Below are 23,840 nucleotides of genomic sequence, written 5' to 3'. Positions count from 1 at the left end.
TCCCTTAAACGCGGCTTAAAAGTATCGATGAAGAAAAATTTAAGGCCGTCTTCCACCAGTGCGGAAGACGGCCTTTCAACTGCGATACAAATGTGTTACGAGGCTGACTGCGTGGACTTACTGCGGAATCATCCCCGTGAGTACATAGGCCTGAATCAGCGTCACGATGCCGACGATGGCCGCGAAAAACAGGCTATGGCGCAACGTGAAGCGAAACAGCGACGACTCCTTGCCGACCAGACCGGTTGCCGCGCAGGCGACCGCGATCGATTGCGGCGAGATCATCTTGCCGCTCACGCCGCCCGAGGTATTGGCCGCGACCAGCAGCGTGTCCGACACGCCGATCTGGTGCGCCGTGGTGTGCTGCAGGGAGCAGAACAACGCATTCGATGAGGTATCCGAACCAGTCAGGAACACGCCCAGCCAGCCGAGGAATGGCGAGAAGAACGGGAACGCGGCGCCGGTGCCCGCGAGCGCAAGAGCCAGTGTAGAAGACATGCCGGAGTAGTTGGCAACAAAAGCGAACGCCAGCACGAGGCCGATCGAAAGCACCGGGCGGCGCAGCTCGCCCAGCGTTTCGAAGAACGCGGCCACGGCGGCACGCGGCTTCATCTTGAGGATCAGCACGGAGAGCATCGCGGTCAGCATGATCGCAGTGCCCACGGCGGAAAGCCAGTCGATCTTGAACACGGCCTCAAAGGGCTTGGCCGAGGCCACGATGGGCGCGGTACGCACCACAAGCTGATCGAGACCGGGTACGTGGAAGCTCAGCACGGTGCCTGCAAGCGGGCCCTTCGCGGCGAACAGCGCCTTGAACGGCTTGACGCTCCAGACCGTAACGATCGCAGTGAGCAGGATGAAGGGCGACCATGCACGCACAGTCTGCGCCAGGCTGTACGGCGAGGCCTGGCGGCTCGACGCTGCGGCTTTCGCGCCACCGCTAAAACCGCCGAGCGCTGCTGCGCCACCGTTCACCCGCACGTTAGCCGTCGCGCCTTGTGCGGCGCGACGCGGCGACCACACCTTGAGGAACGCGGCGAGCGCGACGAGGCTCACCAGCGCCGAGGTGATGTCCGGCAGTTCCGGCCCGATGTGATTCGACGTGAAATACTGTGTCACCGCGAAGCTGCCGCCCGCAACCAGCGCGGCGGGCCACGTTTCCTTGAGGCCGCGCTTGCCGTCCATGATGAAGACGAGCCAGAACGGCACGAACAGCGACAGCAGCGGCAACTGGCGGCCGGCCATCGCGCCGATCAGGAACGGATCGATGCCCGTCACCTGGCCCGCAACGATGATGGGAATGCCCATCGCGCCGAAAGCCACCGGCGCGGTATTGGCGATCAGGCACAGGCCCGCTGCGTACAGCGGTTCAAAACCAAGACCTACGAGCAGTGCCGACGTAATCGCCACCGGCGCGCCGAAACCCGCCGCGCCCTCCAGGAAGGCGCCGAATGAGAAGCCGATCAGCAGCAGTTGCAGGCGCTGGTCATCGGTGATCGACAGGACAGAGGCGCGAATGACCTCGAATTGCCCCGTCTTCACGACGATCTTGTAGAGAAACACGGCGGTGACGATGATCCACGCAATCGGCCAGAGACCGTAGGCAAAGCCGAAGCTTGCAGAGACGAGCGCCTGGCGCACGGGCATGCCGTATTCGAACACGGCCACGCCTAGCGCGAGCACGAGTGTGATCGCCGCGGCGACATGGCCTTTGAGGCGCAGCCCTGCAAGCGCGACAAAGAAGAACAGGATGGGTACGGCCGCCACGAGTGCGGATAGCCACAGACTGCCAAGCGGGGTATAGATCTGATGCCAGGGTTGCACTACGGTCTCCTCCGATGATGCGGGTCTAAACGAGGTTTGCATCGTCAGGCATGGCTTGGAATATATTTCGCATCCCTGACGATGATGAAACATGCCGCTACTGCGGCTGGTCGCGTTCGCGCAGCAGATCGTGCAGGCTGCGCGGCGCAGGCTTGAGCGGCGTGCGATGTTGGGTCCAGCCCATCTGTTGCGAAGGCGCTAGCGCGCGCAACCGCGTGGCGGCCCAGCGCAAGGCGCGATACGCGCGCGGGTGGGCAAATGCCCCGCTCCAGAAACGCCAGATGAACTGCTCGCTGCGACTATGGTTCGCGCCCTGGCCGCGCAGCGGGTGCGCGACGGCTTCGTCGGGATCGCGGTTGGCTTCGGTGCGCAGGCGCACCAGCAGTTGCGGAATCGGAATGCGCACGGGACAGACCTCGCCGCACGCGCCACACAGGCTCGATGCGGTGGGCAGGTCGGCGGTCGCGTCGAGACCGAGCAAATGCGGCGAAATGATCTTGCCGATCGGGCCTGGGTAGGTCGTGCCGTAGGCATGGCCGCCGATGCGCGTGTAGACCGGGCAGTGATTCATGCATGCGCCGCAGCGGATGCATTGCAGCGTGGCGCGCAGTTGCTCATCGGCATAAGCCTGGCTGCGGCCATTGTCGAGCAGCACGAGATGCACTTCGCGCGGCCCGTCTTTTTCGCCTTCGCGACGCGGGCTACTGATGAGGTTGAAGTACGTCGTGATCGGCTGACCCGTGGCCGAACGCGTGAGCAGGCTCGACAGCGGCACGATGTGTTCGAGCTTTGCGACCACCTTTTCCATGCCCATGATCGCGATATGCACGTCGGGCACCGTGGTCGAAAGGCGGCCATTGCCCTCGTTTTCCACCAGCCAGAGCGTGCCCGTATCCGCGGCGGCGAAGTTCACGCCAGAAAGGCCGATCTGCGCATCGACGAAGGCGCGGCGCAGCGCGCGGCGGCCCGTCTGGATCAGCGCGTCGACGTCCTCCGTATAGGGCGTGTCCGGGATGTGTTCCTCGAACAGATGCGCGATATCGCCCTTCGTTTTGTGAATCGCGGGCATTACGATATGCGAGGGCTTTTCGCCGGCGAGCTGCACGATGTACTCGCCCATGTCCGATTCGATGCAATCGATGCCGCGCTCGCCGAGGTAATGATTCAGCTCGATTTCCTCGCTCGCCATCGACTTGCCCTTGATGACGCGCGTGGCCGCGTGGCGCTGTGCGATGGCGTGCACGATGCGGTTGGCGTCGTCGGCGGTTTCGGCCCAGTGGACCTGCACGCCATTGGCGCGCAGCTTCGCTTCGAGTTGTTCGAGCAGTTCTGGCAGACGCGCGAGCGCATGCTGACGCACGGCTTCGCCCAGATCGCGCAAGGCTTCGAGTTCGTCGGCTTCGGGAAACTGCGCGGCGCGTTTGCCTTGCAGAAAATCCATCGCGCCGCGAAAGCTCTGGCGCAGTTGCGGATCGTCGAGCGCCGTGCGGGCGCGCTGGCGGAATTCGGCGGTGGGGACGAAGTGCAGCGTGCTTTCGTCGCCCGCGCGCCCGGCGTGTGCATGCGTGCTCATTGCGCGGCTCCGTTCGCTGCGTTGGAATTGGCCTGCGAGTGGGTTGTGTCGTCGCCGGTTACAACGATGACCCACAGCGCGCGCGGACCGTGTGCGCCGTAGGCCGTGGTCTGCTGGATATCCGAGGTCTTGGACGGTCCGGAGATCATCACGAGATTGGTCGGCATGCCGTCGCCCCAGCGCTCGGCGGCAACGGCCGAGTGCAGATCGGCGTGCAGGGTGTTAGCGTGGACCAGGGCGATATGCAGCGGCGGTACCAGCGAGACGGTGCGCGGCGCGTGCGCGTCGGGCACGACCACCAGCGTGCCGGTCGCGGCCAATCCGGAACGTGCGACCGTGAAGCCGGCATCGATCGTGTCGAATAATTCGGACTTCCAGGTTTCTATTGGGTCTGCGTAGGTGCGTGTTGCTATCGCTGGGGCGTGCTGGTGAAGCGCTGCCGCGAGCGCCGCGCCTTCGCTGCCCGTCGTGTCGAGCAGCAGTCGCTTTACGCCCGCTGCCGCGAGCCGTTGCGCGAGCGCGGCGGGCCATGCAGGCGCGCTCGCGCAGACCACGTCGGCGTGTGCGGCTTCGAGCATGCGCTGGAACTGCGCGATGCGTGCGGCCTGGGTCGCGAGTATCGCGGCATCGTGCTCGCGGCGCTGGGCATAGTGCGCGTCGATGCGCTGATCGAGCGCTTCAACCGGCGAGGCTCCGCTGGGCGCGCTGGCGCGCAGACGCTCCAGCATGCGCGCGCGTGCGCCGGGCGTGTCGATGTGATCCGCGCTCATGCTGCCTCCCCGCCAGTGCGACGCCACAGAAACGAGGCGAGATGTTCGACCGTGAGCGGTGCGCCCTTGCGCTCGGCGGCGTGGCCGATGTTGAGCAGGCAGCCGCAGTCGGCGGATACGAGGCGGTTGCAGCCCGTCGCGCACGCCGATGCGATCTTGTCGGCCACCATTGCGCCGGAGATGTCGGGGTGCTTGAGCGAGAACGTGCCGCCGAAGCCGCAACATTCGGATTCGCGTTCGTGGTCGATGCGGGTGACGCCAGGCAGCGCGTCGACAGCTTCGACACCGTGTACGCGCGTGCCCATTTCGCGGCGCGCGCCGCACGAGGTATGCAGGACCACGCGCTCCTCGGGTTGCTGGCGGGCGGCGTCGCCGTAGGCGCCGTGCGGACCCAGGTCGATGCCCAGCACGCGTACGAGGAATTCGGTCAGTTCGTAGACGCGCCCGGCGATCGAGTCGGCGCGCGCGGCGTCCGCGCGATCGGTTTCATCGGCGTTGTCGAAAAGCGCGGGCCAGTGGTGACGCATCATGCCCGCGCACGAGCCCGACGGCACGATCACGGGCCACGGTTGCTCGAACAGGCCTAGCTGGGCGCGGGCGACTTCGCGCGCCTGGCGCGGGTTGCCGCTGCTATAGGCGGGTTGCCCGCAGCAGCTCTGGCCGCGCGGGAAGTGCACCGTGAGGCCTTCGCGCTCCAGCAGCTTGACGGCGTCCAGGCCCGCCTGGGGCACGAACAGGTCCACGAGGCAGGTCGCGAACAGGTAGACGTCGGTGGGGCGCGGGCCGTTGGGATATGTCCGTGGCTTCATGTCTCGCTCGTATTGATGGGCGCGGATCGGCGCGTTTGTGGCGCATAATTCCCGCTTCGGGCGGCGGCTTCAAACTGGTTGGACCAGTGCGCTTTCGCCCGGATCAGACGACGCAAACGATGCAGACGAAGGGTCGGGGACAGGCAATGAGGGACAGGGCTGGCGCGCGTGGGCGCGTCGAAACGGTGATGCGCCGGATGGAAACCGCACTGCTCGACGGCACATGGCGCGCGGGCGAGAAACTGCCGTCCGAACGTGTGCTGGCGCAGGATTACGGCGTCGCGCGCAACACCGTGCGCGAGGCGATCCAGCGCCTTGCCGCGCGCGGTCTGGTGGCGAGTCGCGCGGGCGCGGGCGTGTTCGTGACCGACCAGTTGCGCACGGGCTTTGCTTCACCGTGGGGGCAACTGGTGGCCGATCATCCGGCGCTGCGCGACGACATCCTCGAATTTCGCCGCGTGCTGGAAGGGGCGACGGCGTATTTCGCGGCGCTGCGCGCAAGCGACGACGACCTCGCGCGCATCCGTGTGCTGATGGACGAACTCGAGCGCACGCGCGTGAGTGACGACAAAGTCGCGGAAGCCGACGCCGATGCGAAGCTGCATGAAGTCATCGCCCAGGCTTCGCACAACGCCATGTTTCTGCACCTGCACACGAGCGTGCTGGGTGTGCTGCGCGAGCACATCACGATCAACGGCACGGGCTTGCGCGAGCAGAACGCGGACGCCTCCGCGCTGTTGCTGCTGCAGCACCGCACGCTGTGCGACGCGATTCTCGCGCGGCGCCCCGAGGAGGCGCGCACAGCCATGCAGACGCATATCGATTTCGTGCGGGCGCGGGTAGGCGAGGAGAGCGGATTGCTCGAAACTGGTCCAACCAGTGAGCGCGCAACGTGGCCGGTCAGTCCGGCTCCGAAACGCCGCTCGCGTCGTGCGAGCGGCGGCTAAGTGTCTAACCGGCCGCTAAACGCCGTCAAAGGCTGCTAAAGTCGGCTGGAACACTGCAGGCAGGATGTGAAGCCGCACAACAAACCGACAACAAGGAGGCATGGCCATGAACCCGCCCACCGCGCGTATCGAATCCCTGAGCGCCGTGACGCTCACCGTAAGCGACATTGCGCGTTCGGTGCGCTTTTATGAAACGCTGGGCTTCACGCACAAGCCCGGCCCGTCGATTGCGGGATTTGCGTCGTTCGTGCTGGGCGAAATGGGGCCGGCCTGCTATCTGAATCTGCTTGAAGGCCCGCATGGCAAGGTCGAAGGCTGGGGCCGCGCGATCGTCCATGTTTCGGATGTGGATGCTTTTTATGCGCAGGTTTGCGCGGCGGGCCTCACGCCCGAATTCGCGCCGCAGGATGCGCCGTGGGGCGAGCGCTATTTCCATGTGCTCGATCCGGACGGCCATGAATTGAGTTTCGCGAAGCCGCTGGGTTGAGCGCTCCGGCTGCGCGATCCGTATCCATGCATTTGAAATATGTGTGACACCCGCAGCACCGATAGTGGCGCGTGGCCGTGTCCGTCCGCGCGCGAAGCGTCCGATGCCGGGATGCGCGCGCAGCGGGAGCGGCGCGGGTTGTCATTCATCGAAAGAGGAGAGTCGCCATGAACGAAATGGATCGCGCGGAGCAGACCGCGCGGGAAGCGGGCTACGGCTCGGAGCGCGAAGCCGACGCGCAGGCGAACCAGCAAGCCGAACGCGAGCGCCGCCAGCGCCTGAACGAAGAACTGCTTGATGCTTACGACGAAGAACTCGAAATGGAAGTCGACGACCGCCTGCAGGAAGGCGGCCTCGATATCGGCGAGGACGCGCGTGCGCTGCGCCGTGTCTATTTCCGCGAGCTGATCCGCCTGCAGGGCGAACTCGTCAAGATGCAGGACTGGATCGTCAGCACCGGCCACCGGCTTGTCGTGATCTTCGAAGGCCGCGACGCGGCGGGCAAGGGCGGCGTCATCAAGCGCATCACGCAGCGCCTGAACCCGCGCATGTGCCGCGTGGCCGCGCTGCCCGCGCCGAATAACCGCGAACGCACGCAGTGGTATTTCCAGCGCTACGTCCAGCATCTGCCGGCAGGCGGCGAGATGGTGCTGTTCGACCGTAGCTGGTACAACCGCGCGGGCGTCGAGCGCGTGATGAACTTCTGCTCCGACGACGAATACGAGGAATTCTTCCGCTCGGTGCCCGAGTTCGAAAAGATGCTGGTCCGCAGCGGCATCCAGATCGTCAAGTACTGGTTCTCGATCACCGACGACGAACAGGAAGTGCGTTTCCAGAGCCGTATCGACGATCCGCTCAAGCAGTGGAAGCTCTCGCCGATGGATCTGGAAAGCCGCCGCCGCTGGGAGGCCTACACGCACGTCAAGGAAGCGATGCTGCAGCGCTCGCATATTCCCGAAGCGCCGTGGTGGGTCGTGCAGGGCGTGGACAAGAAGCGCGCGCGCCTGAACTGCATCAGCCATCTGCTCAGCCAGGTGCCGTATCACGAGATCGAGCATCCGCAGGTGACGCTGCCCTCGCGCGTGCATCATCCGGACTATATCCGCCAGCCGGTGCCGCAAAACATGATCGTGCCCGAGATTTATTGAGCGCATCGTCGCTGAATATTGAAAAAGCCGCGCCTCGTGAGAGGCGCGGCTTTTTTATGCGGCTTCGCTCAGATCGGCAGGATCAGAACACGTGGCGGAACACCCAGTAAAGCGCGCCCGCAAGCGCGATCGACACCGGCAGCGTGAGCACCCATGCAAGCACGAGGCTGCGCACGGTGTTCCATTGCAGGCCCGAGCCGTTCGCGGCCATGGTGCCCGCCACGCCCGAGGACAGCACGTGCGTGGTCGAGACGGGCAGGCCGTAGACGTCGGCGGCGCCGATGGTGGCCATCGCCACGAGTTCGGCGCTCGCGCCCTGGCCGTAAGTCAGGTGCGTCTTGCCGATGCGCTCGCCCACCGTCACGACGATGCGCTTCCAGCCCACCATCGTGCCCAGACCCAGCGCGATCGCCACGGCCACTTTCACCCACGTCGGGATGAACTTGGTGGCGTGGTCGGTCTGCGCCTTGAAGTTGTCGATGGCCTTGGCGTCGGTGGCGGAGAAGGCCGGTTGCTTCGCCTTGTCCATCAGGCGGATCGCTTCCGAGGCAAGATACATGTTGTTGCGCACGTTATCGACCACCGATTGCGGCACCTGCGACATCGACCCATAACCGCCCACCTGGTCGCCAAGCTGGTTGCTCAGTGCGGCGAGCGCGGGCACCGTCGCCGGCGCGAGCGTGCGCGTGCCGACAAAGCGTTCGACTTCGGCGCGGGCATCGGCAGGCGCGGCCACGCCGTTGGCGTACTTGTTCAGCGTGTTGGAGGCTTCGTGGGCGACGGCGATGAAGGTCTGCGTCTCGGCGGGCGTGACCGCCTTGTTGAGCGCGTAGGCGGTCGGCACCGTGCCGATCAGGATCAGCATGATGAGGCCCATGCCCTTCTGGCCGTCGTTCGAGCCGTGCGCGAACGACACGCCCGTGCAGGTGAGGATCAGCAGCGCGCGGATCCAGAACGGCGGCGGCTCGTTGCCCTTCGGCTCGCTATAGAGCGCCGGCACTTTCACGAGCGCCTTGAGCACGAGCAGCAGCAGCGCGGCCAGCAGGAAGCCCACGATCGGCGAGAACAGCAGCGACTTGCCCACCCCCAGCGCCTGGCTCCAGTCCACGCCGCTCGTGCCGTTGGCGCCGTGCATCAACTGGTTCATCAGACCCACGCCGATGATCGAGCCGATCAGCGTGTGCGAGCTGGACGACGGCAGGCCGAAATACCACGTCCCCAGATTCCAGATGATGGCCGCGATAAGCAGCGCGAACACCATCGCGAAGCCCGCGCTGCTGCCCACCTGCAGGATCAGTTCGACGGGCAGCAGTTGCAGGATGCCGAAGGCGACGGCGCCGGTTGAAGTCAGTACGCCCAGGAAGTTCCACGCGCCCGACCAGATCACGGCGAGGTTGGGCGAGAGCGAGTGCGTGTAGATGACGGTTGCAACCGCATTCGCGGTATCGTGGAAGCCGTTGACGAATTCGAAGCCCAGCGCGATCAGAAGGGCAATGCCGAGCAGCAGCCACGGTAGCGCAGAGCTTTCTCGCACAGGAGAAAGATCGTCGGCGAGATGCATGCCGACATAGACGGCGCCAGCAGCGATGACGAGCAGAAATACCAGCAGGCTCGCGTTACGGCCGCGCGTGGGCGCGGCGCCCGGCTGCGGTGACAGGGAAAGGTCCGGCATGACGAGCAGGCTCCTGTGTGTAGCGGGTAGTGAGGACTTGCAGGGGGATTTGTTCAGTCGAAACCGCTTTGAAAGCGGCGGTGAAAGCAACGCTTCCGATCATGCGGAGCATGCGTGACGGATTGATGACATTGACGTGCAAGCCATGCCGGAGGCGCTAAACAGGCGGATGCGCCAGGCTTTTGTCGGAGGATTGCGTACTTGGCGGATCGTATACAGGAGTCTGTAGAGGAGCCGTCCGCGCGCGTGCGGGCGAGACAGGTTTTCGCTGCGGGCTGGCCCGGCTGGTCGGGTCTGCGATACCGTGCGCGTCGCTGGCTGTTCGCGCGCGGCAAGTCCCTCACTGGTTTGATCGGCGGCCATCCATTTTTCGCGGGGTGGGCCGGCACGATCGTCGCCACGGCGATGGCCGCATTCACCTACGCCGCGCTCTACGAAGGCCGCGCCGAGGAACTGCGTCACGCGGTCGAGAATTCGTCGAATATCGTGCGTATCGTGACGAACGACATCGCACGCAATGTCGAGTTGTATGATCTTTCCCTGCGTGCCGTGGTCGCCGGTGCGCAGCAGCCGCAGACCTGGGCGCTGCCCGATGCGCTGCGCCAGCGCATGCTGTTCGATCGGGCTACGGCGGCGTCGTTTCTCGGCGGCGCCTATGTGCTGGACGAACAGGGCCGCGTGAAAGCCTCGCAGAGCGGCGTGCTGCCTGCTGGCATTTCGTTTGCCGACCGCGACTACTTTGTCGCGCAGCTGCGCGATCAACAGGCTGGATTATTCATTTCGAAGCCCTATCTATCGCGTTTGCGGCAAAGCGTGCTGTCCATTGCCATGTCGCGTCGTATCAACGGGCCTGATGGCGCGTTCGCGGGCGCTGCGCTGCTCGGCGTGCGGCTGGAGTATTTTCAGCAACTGATCGATCGTATCGATGTGGGGCGGCGCGGCGGCGTTTTCATCATGATGCAGGATGGCACGCTGCTCGCGAGCAAGCCGATGATGCCGCGAGGTATCGGCGCGAATTACGCCAGCTGGCGCAACTACAGGATCATCTCGGAGCACGATGGCGGCACGTTTACGGCGCATTCGGAAGCGGACGGCGTGGAGCGCGTCTACACCTATGCGCACGTGGGCAACACACCGATCATCGTCGGCGTCGCGCCCGCCGTGGACGATATTCTCGCGGCCTGGCGGCGGCGTTCGTGGCTGGCGCTGGCCATGACGACGGTGTTTGGCGGCGCGTGGGTGGCGGTGTCGTGGATTCTGGCGTTCGCGCTACGCGACAAGCTGCTCGCGCAGGCTGCGCTGCAGCGTCTTGCGCTGACCGATCCGCTAACGGGGCTGGCGAATCGGCGCGCGCTGGATGAGCGCCTTGCGTCCGAATGGCAGCGCGCCGCGCGCTCGCAGCAGCCGCTCGCCGTGCTGTTTTTCGATATCGATCACTTCAAGCTCTTCAACGACACCTACGGGCACGGCGCGGGCGACGAAGTGCTTGCGCTGGTGGCCGAGCGCATCGCCTCGGGCACGCGGCGCGCCTCGGACATGACGGCGCGTTACGGCGGCGAGGAGTTCGCAGTCGTCCTGCCTGCCACGCCGCTGGCGGGCGCGCAGACAATCGCCGAAAAGATCCGGCGGCGGGTGGAGGCGGCCAATCTTTCGCATAGCGGATCGCGCCATGGCCGCGTCACGGTGAGCGTGGGCTGCGCGAGCTGCGATCCGCCCACAGGCGGCAGCGGCGCGCAATTGCTGGCCGCCGCCGATGTGCTTCTTTACAAAGCGAAGTCGGCGGGGCGCAACCAGGTACAGGCGAAAGAGTGGACCGGCGAAACGGATGCAGCGTCAACCGCGAACACGCCGTCTGGGGCCTGAACTGCGCGCCCTGGCTGCGCCAGAGCGCGCTTTCACTGCACCTTCAGGGCACACTTAGCGCGCCGATTTCGACAGGCGGTGGCCCATCCCCAGGTTCGACACGATCTGCCAGGTATAGACGCGCGAATAGTGCACGCCGAATTGCCGGCCGATCAATTCACGCACACGGCTGTTGGTCCAGGCGTCGCTGGGAAAGCCGTGTTCGCGGGCGGAGCCATGCAGGGCGCTGGCGATCCAGCCCAGCGCGGCCTGGTCGAGCACCGAAGGGCGCCCGCCCACGCTCATCTGCTGAAGTGCAGTGAGCCCGCCGTCCTCGACGATGGTCTTGTAACGACGCACCGTCTGCGCGGAGAGGTGCAGGGAGTCGGCCACGGCGTTCACCGTCGCACCATCCACCAACATCTGGCCGGCAGCCATTCGGCGCGCCACGCTCGGCAAATTTTCGGTTCTGGTAAGCATGTGATCACTCGTCAACGAAAGATTCCGGTCATGCGGCTTACGGAAGCGCCGCTCCAGTCAACCCTCTCAGTGCATGCGGGTCTAGTCGCTTGCTACGGTCCTGCAAAGCTGCTGCGTGATGCGGGGCCATCGCGGACGGCGAAACGAGGCGCCCACGCGGGGGCGCTTGCGGAAGTGGCCCGGCGTGCTCCAGTTGGCACGTGGCCCAGGTTGTCCCGCAGCGGATATTAATAATTGTTTTTGTATGGATTGTGTATAGCTGGCGGAAAAATAGTCTGCTTGACTTAGCGTTTTTCCTGGACTATCGGAAAAAATGATCGTGTCCGATTCGCTCAACAATGCTCGGATGTGACGAGCATTCGTGCCACGACGTGCCCAATCGGCAAGACCATCGGCGAGCTTCAAGACGTTTGCAATCCTTTTTAACGAGACGTTTGTACACCAACGGCACACCTAACGGCATCGAATCCGGAATTTTGTGCACAATGCCTTTTCCGAATCGGTATGAATGGAATTACGCATTCCTTTTTGATTCGGATAAACGGGTTTGCCGGATTTGCTTAATTACGGCATGTGTTGCGTATCTATGCGAACTGGTTATCGCTAAACCGACGGGACGTCCGGGGGCATGCGTCGTAATTCATATGCGCCCTTGCTGCGAACCACTTGACGGCCATTGGGGATGAACAAGGAACTCGACGAGAAGGTTGAACGTTTGCTGAGGCGTGCGGCGGGCAGGCGCTCGCTCGTGCCTTATGTCGCGTTTCACGCGCTGTTCGCGCAGGATGTGCCGCTGCGCGAGCGCTACGAGAAACTCGAAACCGCGGCGGCGGCATTGTGCGAACCGCAGGTGGCCGATTACGCGTCGCTGCTCGCGACCGATTCGGGCTTGCCCGGTCCTGACTTCTACACGCGTTTCAGACGCCTGCATGCCGAGCGCTATTACGCCACGCTTGGGGCCGACCGTCATCGCATGCTCAAGCTCACGGAGAAGCGTCAGCTCGCAAGCGAGGAGCGCGAGCGCGTGTACGACCACTATCGCAGCGTCGTGGTCGCGCCTGCATTGCACGAGGCTTGAGCGAATGCGTTCGAATGCCGGATTCCGGCATTGGCGATTTAGTTAGTTATGCGTGGTAATTGTTTGTATCGATACATATATCAACAACGAGGGAAGCTTGCCATGAGAGTCAACGAACATTCCGGGTATCTGCTGCGCGTGAGCGCCGTGCTGGCTGCATTGACGCTATCCGCGCCGCTCTATGCGCAGACGGCGTCGGCGCCCGATGCGGCGGCCAGCGTGCCCACCGGTGTCCTGCAAACCGGCGAGGTGCAGACCGTGGCGCACGTCGTGAGCGTGGATGCGGCGGCCAATGCCGTCACGCTGCGCGGCCCGCATGGCAAGCAGGTGACGGTGGCGGTGGACCCGGCCGTTGCGAACGTCAGCAAACTGGCGCCGGGCGACCAGGTCAACATCGTCTACAAGGAAGCGCTGCTGCTGCGTGCCGATAAGGTGGATACCAAGGGCATTCGCGCACGCGTCGAAACGACTGCTGAAACGCCGGCCTCGGGCGGCGTGACGGTGGCGGCAAAGGCGGTGCAGGTGGTGGCGACGGTGCAGAAGATCGACCGCAAGCAGCGCAAGGTGACATTGCGTGGCCCGACGCGCACCATGGTGGTGGGCGTGCCGCCGGACGTGCCGCTCGAAAAGCTCAAGGTGGGTGACAGCATTCGCGCCGACTATGTGGGCGCAACGGCGGTGGAAGTGATGCGCAACGGCGCCCGCGTGGAGTAATGGCGCTGATTGTGATGTAAACGCGCAGGGAAGCGCGCCTGAAACCGGGCGCGCTCCATGACCGTTCAATCTACGCGGTCGCGATCGCGCACGAGGATCGACACGTAGATGGCGGTCGAGACGATGATGACGAGCACGCCTGTCACCACCTTGGCGTGATTGAATTCCACGAGGCCAATCACGGCGATGGCAATGCCCGTTGCGGAGCCCAGTGTGCCGATGGCGGCTACAAGAATGCGCAGCTTGCTCCAGACGCGATGGCGTCGTTCCGGGCCGGCGCCGGCTCTCAGTCGATCGAAAATCATGGGTGGCCCTCCTGGTGGATGACAACCGGCAGGCCCGTCACCGTACGCAGCCCGCCGACCGACTTGAATCAGCCTCGAATCGATTATAGCGATGGGCCGATTCCGCGCTTTCAGGGCGTACGCGTCGCACTTTGGCCGGCAAGATTTCGCATGCGTTTGAGCGGGTTTAAGTTTGCCTTAATTTTGCGAAGCCATGATGGGTGTGTCGGGTCGATTCGATAGTCGATTCGCGGTTGTTCTTCACGTCCCCTGTTTAGCCGCCGATCTTTATCGGCGGTTTTTTTTTGAGCGCTACGTTTGCAAGCTTACGTGCGTTCAAGCGCTCAATCATTCAGTCGTGCTCGGGAAAACCCGCGCGCCCTTGCGTGAGGTCGCGCAGTGCGTCGCGCGCTGCGTCCACGGCGGTGACGGGCATCTGGATGGTCAGGCGCACCGTCATCGTGTAGCGGCTGTCCACGAGCGTGTATTGGGCCTGCTCGATCCAATGGCGCACGTGCGTCTCTTCGGGGTAGCCGACTTCCACCATGAGCCGCGCCTGCGCCACGCGCTCGACGCGCGGCGCGTTCTGCAACGTGCTGGCGATGGCGTCGGTATAGGCGCGCACGAGGCCGCCCGCGCCCAGCTTCACACCGCCGTAATAGCGCACCACGGCGGCCAGCACGCCGTCCAGATCGTGATGGCGCAGCACTTCCAGGATCGGCCGGCCTGCCGTGCCGGAGGGTTCGCCATCGTCGGACATGCCGGACTGGCCGCCCGCGAGCAGCGCCCAGCAGACGTGCGTAGCGGTAGGGTGTTCGTCGCGCAGACGGCGCAGCTCGATCATGGCCGCGTCGCGGTCGGCGACCGGAATCGCGAGCCCGATGAAGCGGCTCTTGCGGATCTCAAGCTCCGCGCTGACGGTTGAGGCGAGGGTGTAGGTGGGCAAAGCAGGCAAGACGGCTTGGAGGAAACCGTCATGTTAGCGGATGCAGGCAGCGTCGCAGGGCGCGCCAGATCAAGCGCCGAAAACTGCGACCACAGGACGCGTCCGCACATCTTGACAATATCTGTAATGGATTCTTGCGGCTTGTGCTAATGACGCATCGGGAGCGAGGCCCGATAATGGTGTTCGTGACGGGTCTAGCTCTGGCTGGGGCGATGCCGAACTCCTCATTCGGTGATCCGTCATTTACAGAATTCCCTACGCTGCGCCCGCTTTTCCCTCCTGGCGCGCGACTCTCCGAAGCATCCAAAAAAATCCCGGTCGGGACGCTGTCCGTGGACCGGGGTTCATAAGGCTCGCCTGTTCTCAAGAGGCGATTTAACCTTACGCCCGTCAAAATTCCGTCGCAATGCGAAAAAAAAGCCCGACTTTCGCCGGGCTCCAAGTGTGACCGCACCCGTTGCCGGGCGCGGCACCTGCAAAAAACTGCTTACGCCGTTGTCGCTTACGCCGCGAGCAGCGAGCGCAGCACGAAGGGCAGAATCCCGCCGTGCTTGTAGTAGTCGACTTCGATCGGCGTGTCGATGCGCAGCAGCACCTGCACGCGCTCGTCACGGCCGTCCTTGCGATGGATCACCAGCGTCAGGTCCTGTTGCGGCTTGAAGTCGTCCGTGAGGCCTTCGATGTCGAAGGTTTCCTCGCCGGTCAGGCCGAGCGTCTGCACGCTGTCCGAACCCTTGAACTGCAGCGGCAGCACGCCCATACCGACCAGGTTCGAGCGGTGGATACGTTCGAAGCTGCGTGCGACAACAGCCTTTACGCCCAGCAGCTGCGTGCCCTTGGCGGCCCAGTCGCGCGACGAGCCCGTGCCGTACTCTTCGCCCGCGAACACCATGGTCGGCGTGCCGGCGTCGATGTACTTCATGGCCGCGTCGTAGATCGACAGCTGTTCGCCGCTCGGCTGATGGATCGTCAGGCCGCCTTCGATGCGCGTGCCGTCGGCCTTGGCCGGGATCATCAGGTTCTTGATCCGCACGTTCGCGAACGTGCCGCGCATCATCACGTCGTGGTTGCCGCGACGCGAGCCGTAGCTGTTGAAATCGGCCTTCTGCACGCCGTTTTCCTTGAGCCACTTGCCTGCGGGCGAGTCTTCCTTGATCGAGCCGGCCGGGCTGATGTGGTCGGTCGTGACCGAGTCGCCGAAGATGCCCAGGGCACGCGCGCCCTTGACTTCAGCGACGCCCGACGACGGCGTCATCGAGAAGTCCTTGCCGAAGAACGGCGGCTCGGCGATGTAGGTCGACTTCGGCCAGTCGTAGACCTGGCCTTCTTCGCCTTCGATCTTGCTCCACAGGTCGCCCTTCTTGGTGAGCTGCGCGTAGTTCTTCTGGTAGACGTCCGCGTCGAGCGCGAACTTGAGCAGCGCGTTGACTTCTTCGCTGGTCGGCCAGATGTCGCCGAGGTAGATGTCGCGGCCACCCTTGCCCTTGCCGACCGGCTCGGTCATCAGGTCGCGCGTGATGTTGCCCGCGATCGCGTAGGCCACCACCAGCGGCGGCGAAGCCAGGAAGTTCGCGCGGATGTTCGGGTGGATACGCGCTTCGAAGTTACGGTTGCCCGACAGCACCGCTGCCGCGACGACGTCGTTCTTGACGATCGACTCGTTCAGTTCCGGCGTCAGATCGCCCGCATTGCCGATACAGGTCGTGCAGCCGTAAGCAGCCAGTTCAAAGCCGAGCTTCGAGAGATACGGCAGCAGGCCCGTCTTCGTCAGGTATTCGGTGACGATGCGCGAGCCCGGCGCGAGCGAGGTCTTGATGTGCGGCGCGACCGTCAGGCCCGCTTCCACGGCCTTCTTCGCCAGCAGGCCGGCGGCCAGCAGCACGGACGGATTCGAGGTGTTGGTGCACGACGTGATCGCGGCGATCAGCACGTCGCCGTTGTGCAGGTTGACCTTGTCGGTGACCGTGTATTCGGCGGTGAGATCGTCGGCCTTCTTGTTGAAGCCGTTTTCCGCAACCGGCTTCGAGAACAGGTCCGTGAAGGTCGACTTCACGTTGCCGATTTCGATGCGGTCCTGCGGGCGCTTCGGGCCGGCCAGCGACGGCGCGACCGTGCTAAGGTCTAGAACGAGCGTCTTGGTGTAGTCGATCTCGCCGGCCTTCGGCACGCCGAACAGGTCCTGCGCCTTGAAGTAGTTCTCGAAGGCGGAGATTTCGGCTTCCGTGCGGCCCGTGCCCTTGAAGTAGTCGATGGTTTTTTCGTCGACCGGGAAGAAACCCATGGTCGCGCCGTATTCGGGCGCCATGTTGCCGATGGTCGCGCGGTCCGGCAGCGACAGCGAGGCCGTGCCTTCGCCGAAGAATTCGACGAACTTGCCGACGACCTTCTCCTTGCGCAGCATTTCCGTGATGGTCAGCACGAGGTCGGTGGCCGTGCAGCCTTCGCGCAGCTTGCCCTTCAGTTCGACGCCCACGACGTCCGGCGTGAGGAAGTACACCGGCTGGCCGAGCATGCCGGCTTCGGCTTCAATGCCGCCCACGCCCCAGCCCACCACGCCAATGCCGTTGATCATGGTGGTGTGCGAGTCGGTGCCGACGAGCGTATCCGGGTAGTAGACCGTATCGCCGCCTTCGGCCTTCTTGTGCACGCCGCGCGCGAGATACTCCAGGTTCACCTGGTGGACGATGCCGATGCCCGGCGGCACGACCTTGAACGTGTCGAACGCCTGCATGCCCCACTTCATGAACTGGTAGCGCTCGTTGTTGCGCTGGAATTCCAGCTTCATGTTCAGGTCGAGCGCGTCCTTCTGGCGGAAGTAGTCGATCTGCACCGAGTGGTCGACGACCAGATCCACCGGCACCAGCGGCTCGATGACCTTCGGGTCCTTGCCAATCTGCTTCGCCACACCGCGCATCGCTGCGATATCGGCGAGCAGCGGCACGCCGGTGAAGTCCTGCAGCACGACGCGGGCGACCACGAACGGGATTTCGTCGACGCGCGTGGCGTTGGGCTTCCAGTTCGCGAGCTGCTCGATGTGCTCTTCCGCGATCTTCTTGCCGTCGTAGTTGCGCAGCACGGACTCAAGCACGAGGCGGATCGAAACCGGCAGGCGATCGATCTTCACGCCGAGCTGCTTGCCCAGTTGCGGGAGCGAGTAGAACTTGCCTTTGCCGGAACCGCTGTCGAATTCCTTTAGCGTTTTGTGGAGATTGTGGGCCATGGTGTTTTCCTTCGTTTAATCGCGGAAATAACGCTTTCTTACTACACGTATGCTGCGGGTGCTGATACCTGTCCGATTGCTCAGATCACATACAAGTCTACGTATTCATTCACCGGCATGGCGTCAAGACGTGCCGCATCGAGCGAGACGTCGAGAATTGCGTGCTGCTGCCTGGTGGGGAAGCGGCGCGCGAGGTTGGTTTTGAACTTCTCGATCAGCAGCGGGATGCCTTCGTCGCGGCGTCGCTGATGGCCGATCGGGTACTCCACCACGACTTCGGGCAGCGTCGTGCCGTCGTTCAGCTCGACGGTCAGCGCATTGGCGATCGAACGCTTCGCGGGGTCGTGGTAATCCTGGGTGAACTGCGGGTCTTCGATGCAGACCGTCTTTGCGCGCAGCGCATCGATGCGCGGGTCGCTGGCAACATCGTCTTCGTAGTCGGCGGCGGTGAGGCGGCCGAACAGCAGCGGCACGGCGACCATGTACTGGATGCAGTGGTCGCGGTCGGCGGGATTCGCGAGCGGCCCGCTCTTGTCGATGATGCGGATCGCCGCGGCGTGCGTACGGATGGTGATGCGTTTGACGTCTTGCGCCGTGCGGCCCATTTGCGCGAGCTGGCGGTGCAGCGTCATGGCGGCTTCGGCGGCGGTCTGGGCGTGGAATTCGGCGGGGAACGCAATCTTGAACAGCACGTTTTCCATCACGTACGTGCCGTAGTGCCGCTGGAATTTGAACGGCTGGCCTTTGAACGAGACGTCGTAAAAGCCCCAGGTTTTTGCCGTGAGCGCCGACGGATAGCCCATCTCGCCGGTTTTAGCCATCAGCGCGAGGCGCACGCCGCGCGAGGTGGCGTCGCCGGCCGCCCACGACTTGCGCGAGCCGGTGTTGGGCGCGTGGCGGTAGGTGCGCAGCGCCTGGCCATCGACCATCGCCAGCGAGACAGCGTTGATGAGTTCGTCGCGCGTGAGGCCGAGCATCTGCCCGGCAACCGCGGTCGAGGCGAGCTTGACGAGCAGAACGTGGTCGAGACCGACCTGGTTGAACGAGTTTTCCAGCGCAATGCAGCCCTGGATCTCGTGCGCCTTCACCATGGCTTCCAGCACATGCCTCATGGTGAGCGGCGGCTTGCCGTGCGCTACGGCCGTGCGCGAGAGCCAGTCGGCGGTCGCGAGAATCGCGCCCAGGTTATCCGACGGATGGCCCCACTCGGCCGCAAGCCAGGTGTCGTTGAAGTCGAGCCAGCGGATCATCGCGCCGATGTTGAAGGCGGCCTGAACCGGGTCGAGCTGGAATGAGGTGCCGGGCACCTTCGCGCCGTGCGGGACGATCGTGCCTGGCACGATCGGTCCCAGCAGCTTCGTGCAGGCAGGGTAGGAAAGCGCTTCGAGTCCGCAGCCGAGCGTGTCGATCAGGCAATGGCGGGCCGTCGACAGCGCGAGTGCGCTATCGACCCCGTCCTTGTCCAGCCCGTCAAGTACGTAGTCGACGATATCGACCAGTACCTGATCCGGCTGCGGCCTGATGTTGGGGAGCGGGGCGGACATCGAGGCTTTCCGCGGTCCTTACTGGCCCGATGCGCCGCTCGCCGGTGCGGCGCGGGTCGCCGGGTTCAGGGCGTTCGCCTGGGTCGGCGCCGGTGCGCCTTGCTGCATTGCAACAGTCTTGCACTCGTCGGCCAGACGCGAGCTGTCCTTATCCGAGAACAGCATTGCCTTGGTCGGGATCACGACCAGGTCGAGGCCGGTGGCGGCGTCGTGGAAACGGTCAGCGCCCGTCGTCGTCGATTGACGCGGCAGGTTGTAGTTCTTGCCGGCCCAGTGAACCGTGACGATCTGGTCGCGCGCCATGTCGCCCTTCAGGTCGAACTGCATGCCTTCTGCGCAGCTCCAGTGTTCCGAGCCTTCCGGCACGGCGTCAACCTTCGCTTCCTTGGCCGGGTTGGCCTTGCGCTTGATGATGCGGTGCTTCGGTGCCGGCTTTGCGGGCTTCTTCGCCGTCGTCGTCGACGTGCCTTGCGCGGCTGCGTCGGTAGCGGCCAGCAGCATCGTGGAGGACAGCGCGCCAATGATGGTAGCGATCAGCAATTTCTTCATGGAGTCGGACCTTTATGTCTCAAATCGGTTGAACAGTGCGCGGCCACGGACTGTGGCCGCCGGTTGCACTACGCGCGCCCCGTGAGCGCGCAGCGGACGCTATTTTCACCTATTTATCGGCGCGGATTTCAGTTTTTCCGGTGTCAAAATAATTCTGTTGGCCGGTTCTTTCCGAAGTTATGCGCGCTCTGGCAAGGTGCGATCCGGTCCGCCCGCGCGTCGCGCCGTCATGCCGCCGCGCCCTCGCCGAACAGCGGCGCGGCTTCCACCGGCACCGTGCGGCCGGTCGAGCGCGCGCGGCGCAGCACCGACCAGTAATAACGGTAGCTGGCGCGGTCGTGCAGGGTGTCGCCGTGGCGCGTCGGACCCCATTGGGCGTGCTGCGCGGCCAGCAGGATTTCGGCGGCGGTAACGATTTCCTCGTCGCGCGGCGCAAACGCGGCCACGATGGCCGGAATCTGCGCGGGATGGATGCTCCACATGCGCGTGTAGCCGAACTCGTCGCGCGCGCGCTTCGCGTCGTTGGCGACGGTCTCCATATCGCGCACTTCGGTGCTGACGTTGTGTGACGGAACCTTGCCGAAGGCGTGGCACGCCGCGGCGATTTCAAGCTTGGCGCGGCGCACGAGCGGGTGGTCGAACTGGCCCGGCGAGCGCATGGCGCTGTCGGGAATTGCGCCATCGTGCGCGGAAACGAAGTCCATCAGCCCGAAGCTGAGCGATTCGACGCCGCGCAGCGCGGCCAGATCGAACGCACGCGCGAGCGCGCCGTGGGTTTCGACCAGCAACTGCACGGGAATGGCTTTTTCGATGCCCATCTCGACGCGCGTGGCCTCGATAAACGCGGTCATCTCGGCGGCGTCGCCCACGGCGCGGATCTTCGGCAGCATGAAGAACGCCGGTGCGCGCTTCGCGGCGCGCAGGATCAGGCGCACGTCGTCGCGCCAGTGCGGATGGTGGAAATCGTGAATGCGCACGCCGACACGCCCGAAGCGGTCGTGATCGCTGCCCAGCAGCGAGGCGACGAGCTCCGCGTGTTCGGCTTCGTGGCCGACCTGGGCGCCGTCTTCGCAGTCGAGCGTGATATCGAAAACCGGGCCCAGCTCCTGCTGCAGCGCGAGGGATTTGAGCATCAGCTTCTCGCTGCCGGCGTAGTGGTCGCACGCGGGCAGGAGAGTGGGGGGTACTTCACCGTCAAACAACACTTCCGCGGGGAGGATGGCGCGCATCTTCGGCGTCAGGGGACGAGAGTTGTGGGAATAGTCTGATTCGGACGCGTCCTGCGGTCGACGGACAGGCAAGGCGCGTGCGGATCAGTGCGCGGGACGGGCGGCGTGTGCCGCCAGAACCCGCGCAAGAACCGGAACCCGCCGCGTGGCGGCGCAGCCCCGGTTTGCCTGCATCAAGCTTACTTGAGCAGGTGAGCGACGCCTTCGCGCTCTTCGAGCAGTTCGTTGAGCGTGCCCGTCATCTTTTCGCGCGAGAACGCGTCGATTTCCAGGCCTTCGACGCGCTTGTACTCGCCGTTTTCGCAGGTCACCGGCACGCCGTAGATGATGTCTTCCGGGATTTCGTACGAGCCGTCCGACGGGATGCCCATCGTGACCCACTTGCCGTTCGTGCCCAGGACCCAGTCACGCACGTGGTCGATCGCTGCATTGGCTGCCGAAGCCGCCGACGACAGGCCGCGCGCTTCGATGATCGCCGCGCCGCGCTTGCCGACCGTCGGGATGAATTCGTTGCGGTTCCATTCGTCGTCGTTGATCAGCGCGTTGAGCGACTGGCCTTCGACCGTGGCGAAACGGAAGTCGGGGTACATCGTCGGCGAGTGGTTGCCCCACACGGCGAGCTTTTCGATCGAAGCGACCGGCTTGCCCGACTTGGCGGCGAGCTGCGAGAGCGCGCGGTTGTGGTCCAGACGCAGCATGGCCGTGAAGTTCTTCTTCGGCAGATCCGGAGCCGACTTCATGGCGATGTAGGCGTTCGTGTTGGCCGGGTTGCCGACCACCAGCACCTTGACGTCGCGGCTGGCGACATCGTTCAGCGCCTTGCCCTGAACCGTGAAGATTTCAGCGTTGGCCGAGAGCAGATCCTTACGCTCCATGCCCTTCGAGCGCGGACGTGCGCCAACCAGCAGGGCGACGTCGGCGTCCTTGAACGCGACCTTCGGGTCGTCCGTGATGACCACGCCTGCGAGCAGCGGGAAGGCGCAGTCGTCGAGTTCCATCACGACGCCCTTGACGGCAGCTTGCGCTTGCGGGAGGTCCAGCAGTTGCAGGATGACGGGCTGATCCTTGCCGAGCAGGTCGCCGTTCGCGATGCGGAACAGCAGGGAGTAAGCGATCTGACCTGCGGCGCCGGTGACGGCAACGCGCTTTGCGGGCTTAGCCATTGAAAATCTCCAGGAAGATGCGTTAGACGCCAGGGTAAAACGCCATTCTATATGCGCGATACCCGAAGCGTTCGTGAATCCGACGGTCCTCTTTCCCGGCGTGCGGGCGAAGCCTTCGCAGGCCTGTTGCGCGCGCCGGCGGGCGGGCCGCCATGCCGGTAACCTGTACGACGAAGCTCGGGGATGAACGGGGGCGCCTGGACAGCGCCGCCTGACGCGGGCCGCTTTGCGTGTGCCGACTCCTGCAACAGCTCGGCTGGGACGGTCCACAGGCGCGTCGCGCGGGAGAGTGCGCGGGCGGGGCGGATCGAAAACCGCTACTGCATGACTGCTAGAAGGAACAGCATGTGCAAGGCGGACCGCGGCGCATTTCGCCACGAAGTGGATGCTTTAAGCGGCTGCTGTGTTTGACACGCGCTCGCCCGCAAACCCTTGCTCGATCGGCAGTTTAGGATTCGCTATGGGTAAAGTCAACACTATCTTATGTCTTATATAAGACATAACTGTTGCTGCCAAAAGGGTAGATTTCAGCGGGGGTTTATGTTGAAATGCGCGCCATGAATGCGAACCCGGTCAGCAACGCGAATTCTCCCGCTCCCGACAGCGGCACGTCTGCGTCCGCCTCCGCTTCTTCGACTGCGGCCCCGGCGGCCTCTCCGTCGCCCACCTTCAGTCCGCTTTATCAGCAGATCAAGGGGCTCATAACACAGAGCCTCGAGTCCGGCGAATGGAAGCCCGGTGAAATCATCCCCAGCGAAGTCGAACTGGCTGCCCGTTACAAGGTCAGCCAGGGGACCGTGCGCAAGGCGATCGACGAACTGGCCGCCGACAATCTGCTGGTTCGACGTCAAGGCAAGGGCACTTTTGTTGCAACGCACAACGAAGAGCGCGCCCAGTTTCGCTTCCTTAGATTGCTGGCTGATGACGGCGCGGAACATCCGCACGTCAGCAGGCTGCTCGAGTGCCGCCGGCTGCGCGCCTCGGCGGAGATCGCGCGTCAGCTCGACCTCAAGCCGGCCGATCCGGTGGTGCTCATCAAACGTCTTTTGCAGTTCGATGGCGAGAGTACCGTACTCGACGAAATCTGGCTGCCTGGCGGTATCTTCCGCGGCCTCACGGCCGAGCGTCTGGCCGAGTATAAAGGCCCGCTCTACGCCATGTTCGAAGCCGACTTCGGCACGCGTATGATTCGTGCAACTGAAAAGATCCGCGCCGTGGCGGCCGAACCCGCCGTTGCCGATCTGCTCAATGTTCCGGCTGGTTTCCCATTGCTTTCCGTCGATCGGGTGTCCTATACCTATGGAGACCGACCGGTCGAAGTACGCCGTGGATGGTATGTCACAACCGGGTACTACTATCAGAATGACTTGAGTTGAAAGAGTGCCCGCAACGAGACATGCGGGTACTCCCCCACGCGCTGTTCGATTCGCGCGCGCATCAGCGGTTAGCAGGGCTGATTTCGCTGCAGCGCGAAAAGAAATGGCGGTAAAATTGCGTATTAGTGTTAACACATAGTAGGGGTCTAGCATGGCAGAAGCCGCAAAAAAACCGAGGCCGGAAT

General features: G+C 64.1%; 20 protein-coding genes. 7 read left to right on the top strand and 13 right to left on the bottom strand.

Features of this window, described 5'->3' with window-relative positions; all coding sequences use genetic code 11:
• Nucleotides 1-117 precede the first annotated feature (117 nt).
• From VG320_RS24035 to VG320_RS24020, 4 genes are all read right to left on the bottom strand, one after another.
• A complete protein-coding gene (locus VG320_RS24035) occupies nt 118-1,824 on the bottom strand; it encodes a lactate permease LctP family transporter (protein ID WP_327202560.1) in 1,707 nt (568 codons plus the stop codon).
• A gap of 97 nt (nt 1,825-1,921) precedes the next feature.
• Nucleotides 1,922-3,397, bottom strand: a complete 1,476-nt coding sequence (locus VG320_RS24030; protein ID WP_327202559.1) for a LutB/LldF family L-lactate oxidation iron-sulfur protein — start codon at nt 3,395-3,397, stop codon at nt 1,922-1,924.
• Nucleotides 3,394-4,152 carry a LutC/YkgG family protein gene (locus VG320_RS24025; protein WP_414696108.1) on the bottom strand — a complete coding sequence of 253 codons (759 nt, stop codon included), beginning with the start codon at nt 4,150-4,152 and terminating at the stop codon, nt 3,394-3,396. The genes VG320_RS24030 and VG320_RS24025 overlap by 4 nt, the downstream gene beginning before the upstream one ends.
• Before the next feature lie 11 nt (nt 4,153-4,163).
• Nucleotides 4,164-4,976 carry a (Fe-S)-binding protein gene (locus tag VG320_RS24020; RefSeq protein ID WP_327202557.1) on the bottom strand — a complete coding sequence of 271 codons (813 nt, stop codon included), beginning with the start codon at nt 4,974-4,976 and terminating at the stop codon, nt 4,164-4,166.
• Nucleotides 4,977-5,122: 146 nt separating this feature from the next.
• Between VG320_RS24020 and VG320_RS24015 the strand changes: the two genes are divergently transcribed.
• The 3 genes from VG320_RS24015 (at nt 5,123) to ppk2 (ending at nt 7,558) form a co-directional block, all read left to right on the top strand.
• Nucleotides 5,123-5,923: a FadR/GntR family transcriptional regulator gene (locus tag VG320_RS24015; RefSeq protein WP_327202556.1), complete on the top strand. Its 801-nt coding sequence runs from the start codon at nt 5,123-5,125 to the stop codon at nt 5,921-5,923.
• A 106-nt stretch (nt 5,924-6,029) separates the two neighbouring features.
• Nucleotides 6,030-6,410 carry a VOC family protein gene (locus VG320_RS24010; RefSeq protein ID WP_327202555.1) on the top strand — a complete coding sequence of 127 codons (381 nt, stop codon included), beginning with the start codon at nt 6,030-6,032 and terminating at the stop codon, nt 6,408-6,410.
• A gap of 167 nt (nt 6,411-6,577) precedes the next feature.
• Entirely contained in the window at nt 6,578-7,558 is a 981-nt protein-coding gene (gene ppk2 / locus VG320_RS24005) for a polyphosphate kinase 2 (RefSeq protein ID WP_327202554.1), read from the top strand.
• Between the two features lie 82 nt (nt 7,559-7,640).
• Here ppk2 and VG320_RS24000 read toward each other — a convergent pair whose 3' ends face one another.
• Entirely contained in the window at nt 7,641-9,230 is a 1,590-nt protein-coding gene (locus VG320_RS24000) for an inorganic phosphate transporter (protein WP_327202553.1), read from the bottom strand.
• Nucleotides 9,231-9,476: 246 nt separating this feature from the next.
• On the opposite strand from VG320_RS24000, the gene VG320_RS23995 reads away from it, so the two are divergent.
• The gene (locus VG320_RS23995; protein WP_327202552.1) at nt 9,477-11,093 is read left to right on the top strand and encodes a sensor domain-containing diguanylate cyclase; all 1,617 of its coding nucleotides are present in this window, start codon (nt 9,477-9,479) and stop codon (nt 11,091-11,093) included.
• A gap of 54 nt (nt 11,094-11,147) precedes the next feature.
• On the opposite strand, the gene VG320_RS23990 is transcribed toward VG320_RS23995, so the two are convergent.
• Nucleotides 11,148-11,552: a helix-turn-helix domain-containing protein gene (locus VG320_RS23990; protein ID WP_327202551.1), complete on the bottom strand. Its 405-nt coding sequence runs from the start codon at nt 11,550-11,552 to the stop codon at nt 11,148-11,150.
• Between the two features lie 682 nt (nt 11,553-12,234).
• Between VG320_RS23990 and VG320_RS23985 the strand changes: the two genes are divergently transcribed.
• Entirely contained in the window at nt 12,235-12,630 is a 396-nt protein-coding gene (locus VG320_RS23985) for a hypothetical protein (RefSeq protein WP_327202550.1), read from the top strand.
• A gap of 102 nt (nt 12,631-12,732) precedes the next feature.
• Nucleotides 12,733-13,344, top strand: coding sequence for a hypothetical protein (locus VG320_RS23980; protein WP_327202549.1), 612 nt, complete (start codon nt 12,733-12,735; stop codon nt 13,342-13,344).
• 65 nt (nt 13,345-13,409) lie between these two features.
• Here VG320_RS23980 and VG320_RS23975 read toward each other — a convergent pair whose 3' ends face one another.
• From VG320_RS23975 to VG320_RS23945, 7 genes are all read right to left on the bottom strand, one after another.
• Complete coding sequence (locus VG320_RS23975) at nt 13,410-13,649, bottom strand: hypothetical protein (RefSeq protein ID WP_327202548.1); 240 nt, start codon at nt 13,647-13,649, stop codon at nt 13,410-13,412.
• 331 nt (nt 13,650-13,980) lie between these two features.
• Nucleotides 13,981-14,574 carry a YigZ family protein gene (locus tag VG320_RS23970; RefSeq protein ID WP_327202579.1) on the bottom strand — a complete coding sequence of 198 codons (594 nt, stop codon included), beginning with the start codon at nt 14,572-14,574 and terminating at the stop codon, nt 13,981-13,983.
• Between the two features lie 502 nt (nt 14,575-15,076).
• Nucleotides 15,077-17,794: an aconitate hydratase AcnA gene (acnA, locus tag VG320_RS23965; protein ID WP_327202547.1), complete on the bottom strand. Its 2,718-nt coding sequence runs from the start codon at nt 17,792-17,794 to the stop codon at nt 15,077-15,079.
• 80 nt (nt 17,795-17,874) lie between these two features.
• A complete protein-coding gene (locus tag VG320_RS23960; RefSeq protein ID WP_327202546.1) occupies nt 17,875-19,338 on the bottom strand; it encodes a bifunctional 2-methylcitrate dehydratase/aconitate hydratase in 1,464 nt (487 codons plus the stop codon).
• Nucleotides 19,339-19,356: 18 nt separating this feature from the next.
• Nucleotides 19,357-19,887, bottom strand: a complete 531-nt coding sequence (locus VG320_RS23955) for a hypothetical protein (RefSeq protein ID WP_327202545.1) — start codon at nt 19,885-19,887, stop codon at nt 19,357-19,359.
• Nucleotides 19,888-20,114: 227 nt separating this feature from the next.
• Nucleotides 20,115-21,116 (bottom strand): HpcH/HpaI aldolase/citrate lyase family protein, encoded by a 1,002-nt coding sequence (locus VG320_RS23950; protein WP_327202544.1) that lies wholly within the window; start codon nt 21,114-21,116, stop codon nt 20,115-20,117.
• A gap of 179 nt (nt 21,117-21,295) precedes the next feature.
• Nucleotides 21,296-22,279, bottom strand: a complete 984-nt coding sequence (locus VG320_RS23945; RefSeq protein WP_327202543.1) for a malate dehydrogenase — start codon at nt 22,277-22,279, stop codon at nt 21,296-21,298.
• Nucleotides 22,280-22,836: 557 nt separating this feature from the next.
• Between VG320_RS23945 and VG320_RS23940 the strand changes: the two genes are divergently transcribed.
• Nucleotides 22,837-23,655 (top strand): GntR family transcriptional regulator, encoded by an 819-nt coding sequence (locus VG320_RS23940; RefSeq protein ID WP_327202542.1) that lies wholly within the window; start codon nt 22,837-22,839, stop codon nt 23,653-23,655.
• The last annotated feature ends 185 nt before the right edge of the window (nt 23,656-23,840 follow it).

This window comes from Paraburkholderia sp., assembly GCF_035948235.1.
Classification (GTDB): domain Bacteria; phylum Pseudomonadota; class Gammaproteobacteria; order Burkholderiales; family Burkholderiaceae; genus Paraburkholderia.
Note: the sequence above shows the minus strand (reverse complement) of the source record. Positions and strands in the feature narration are given on the sequence as shown.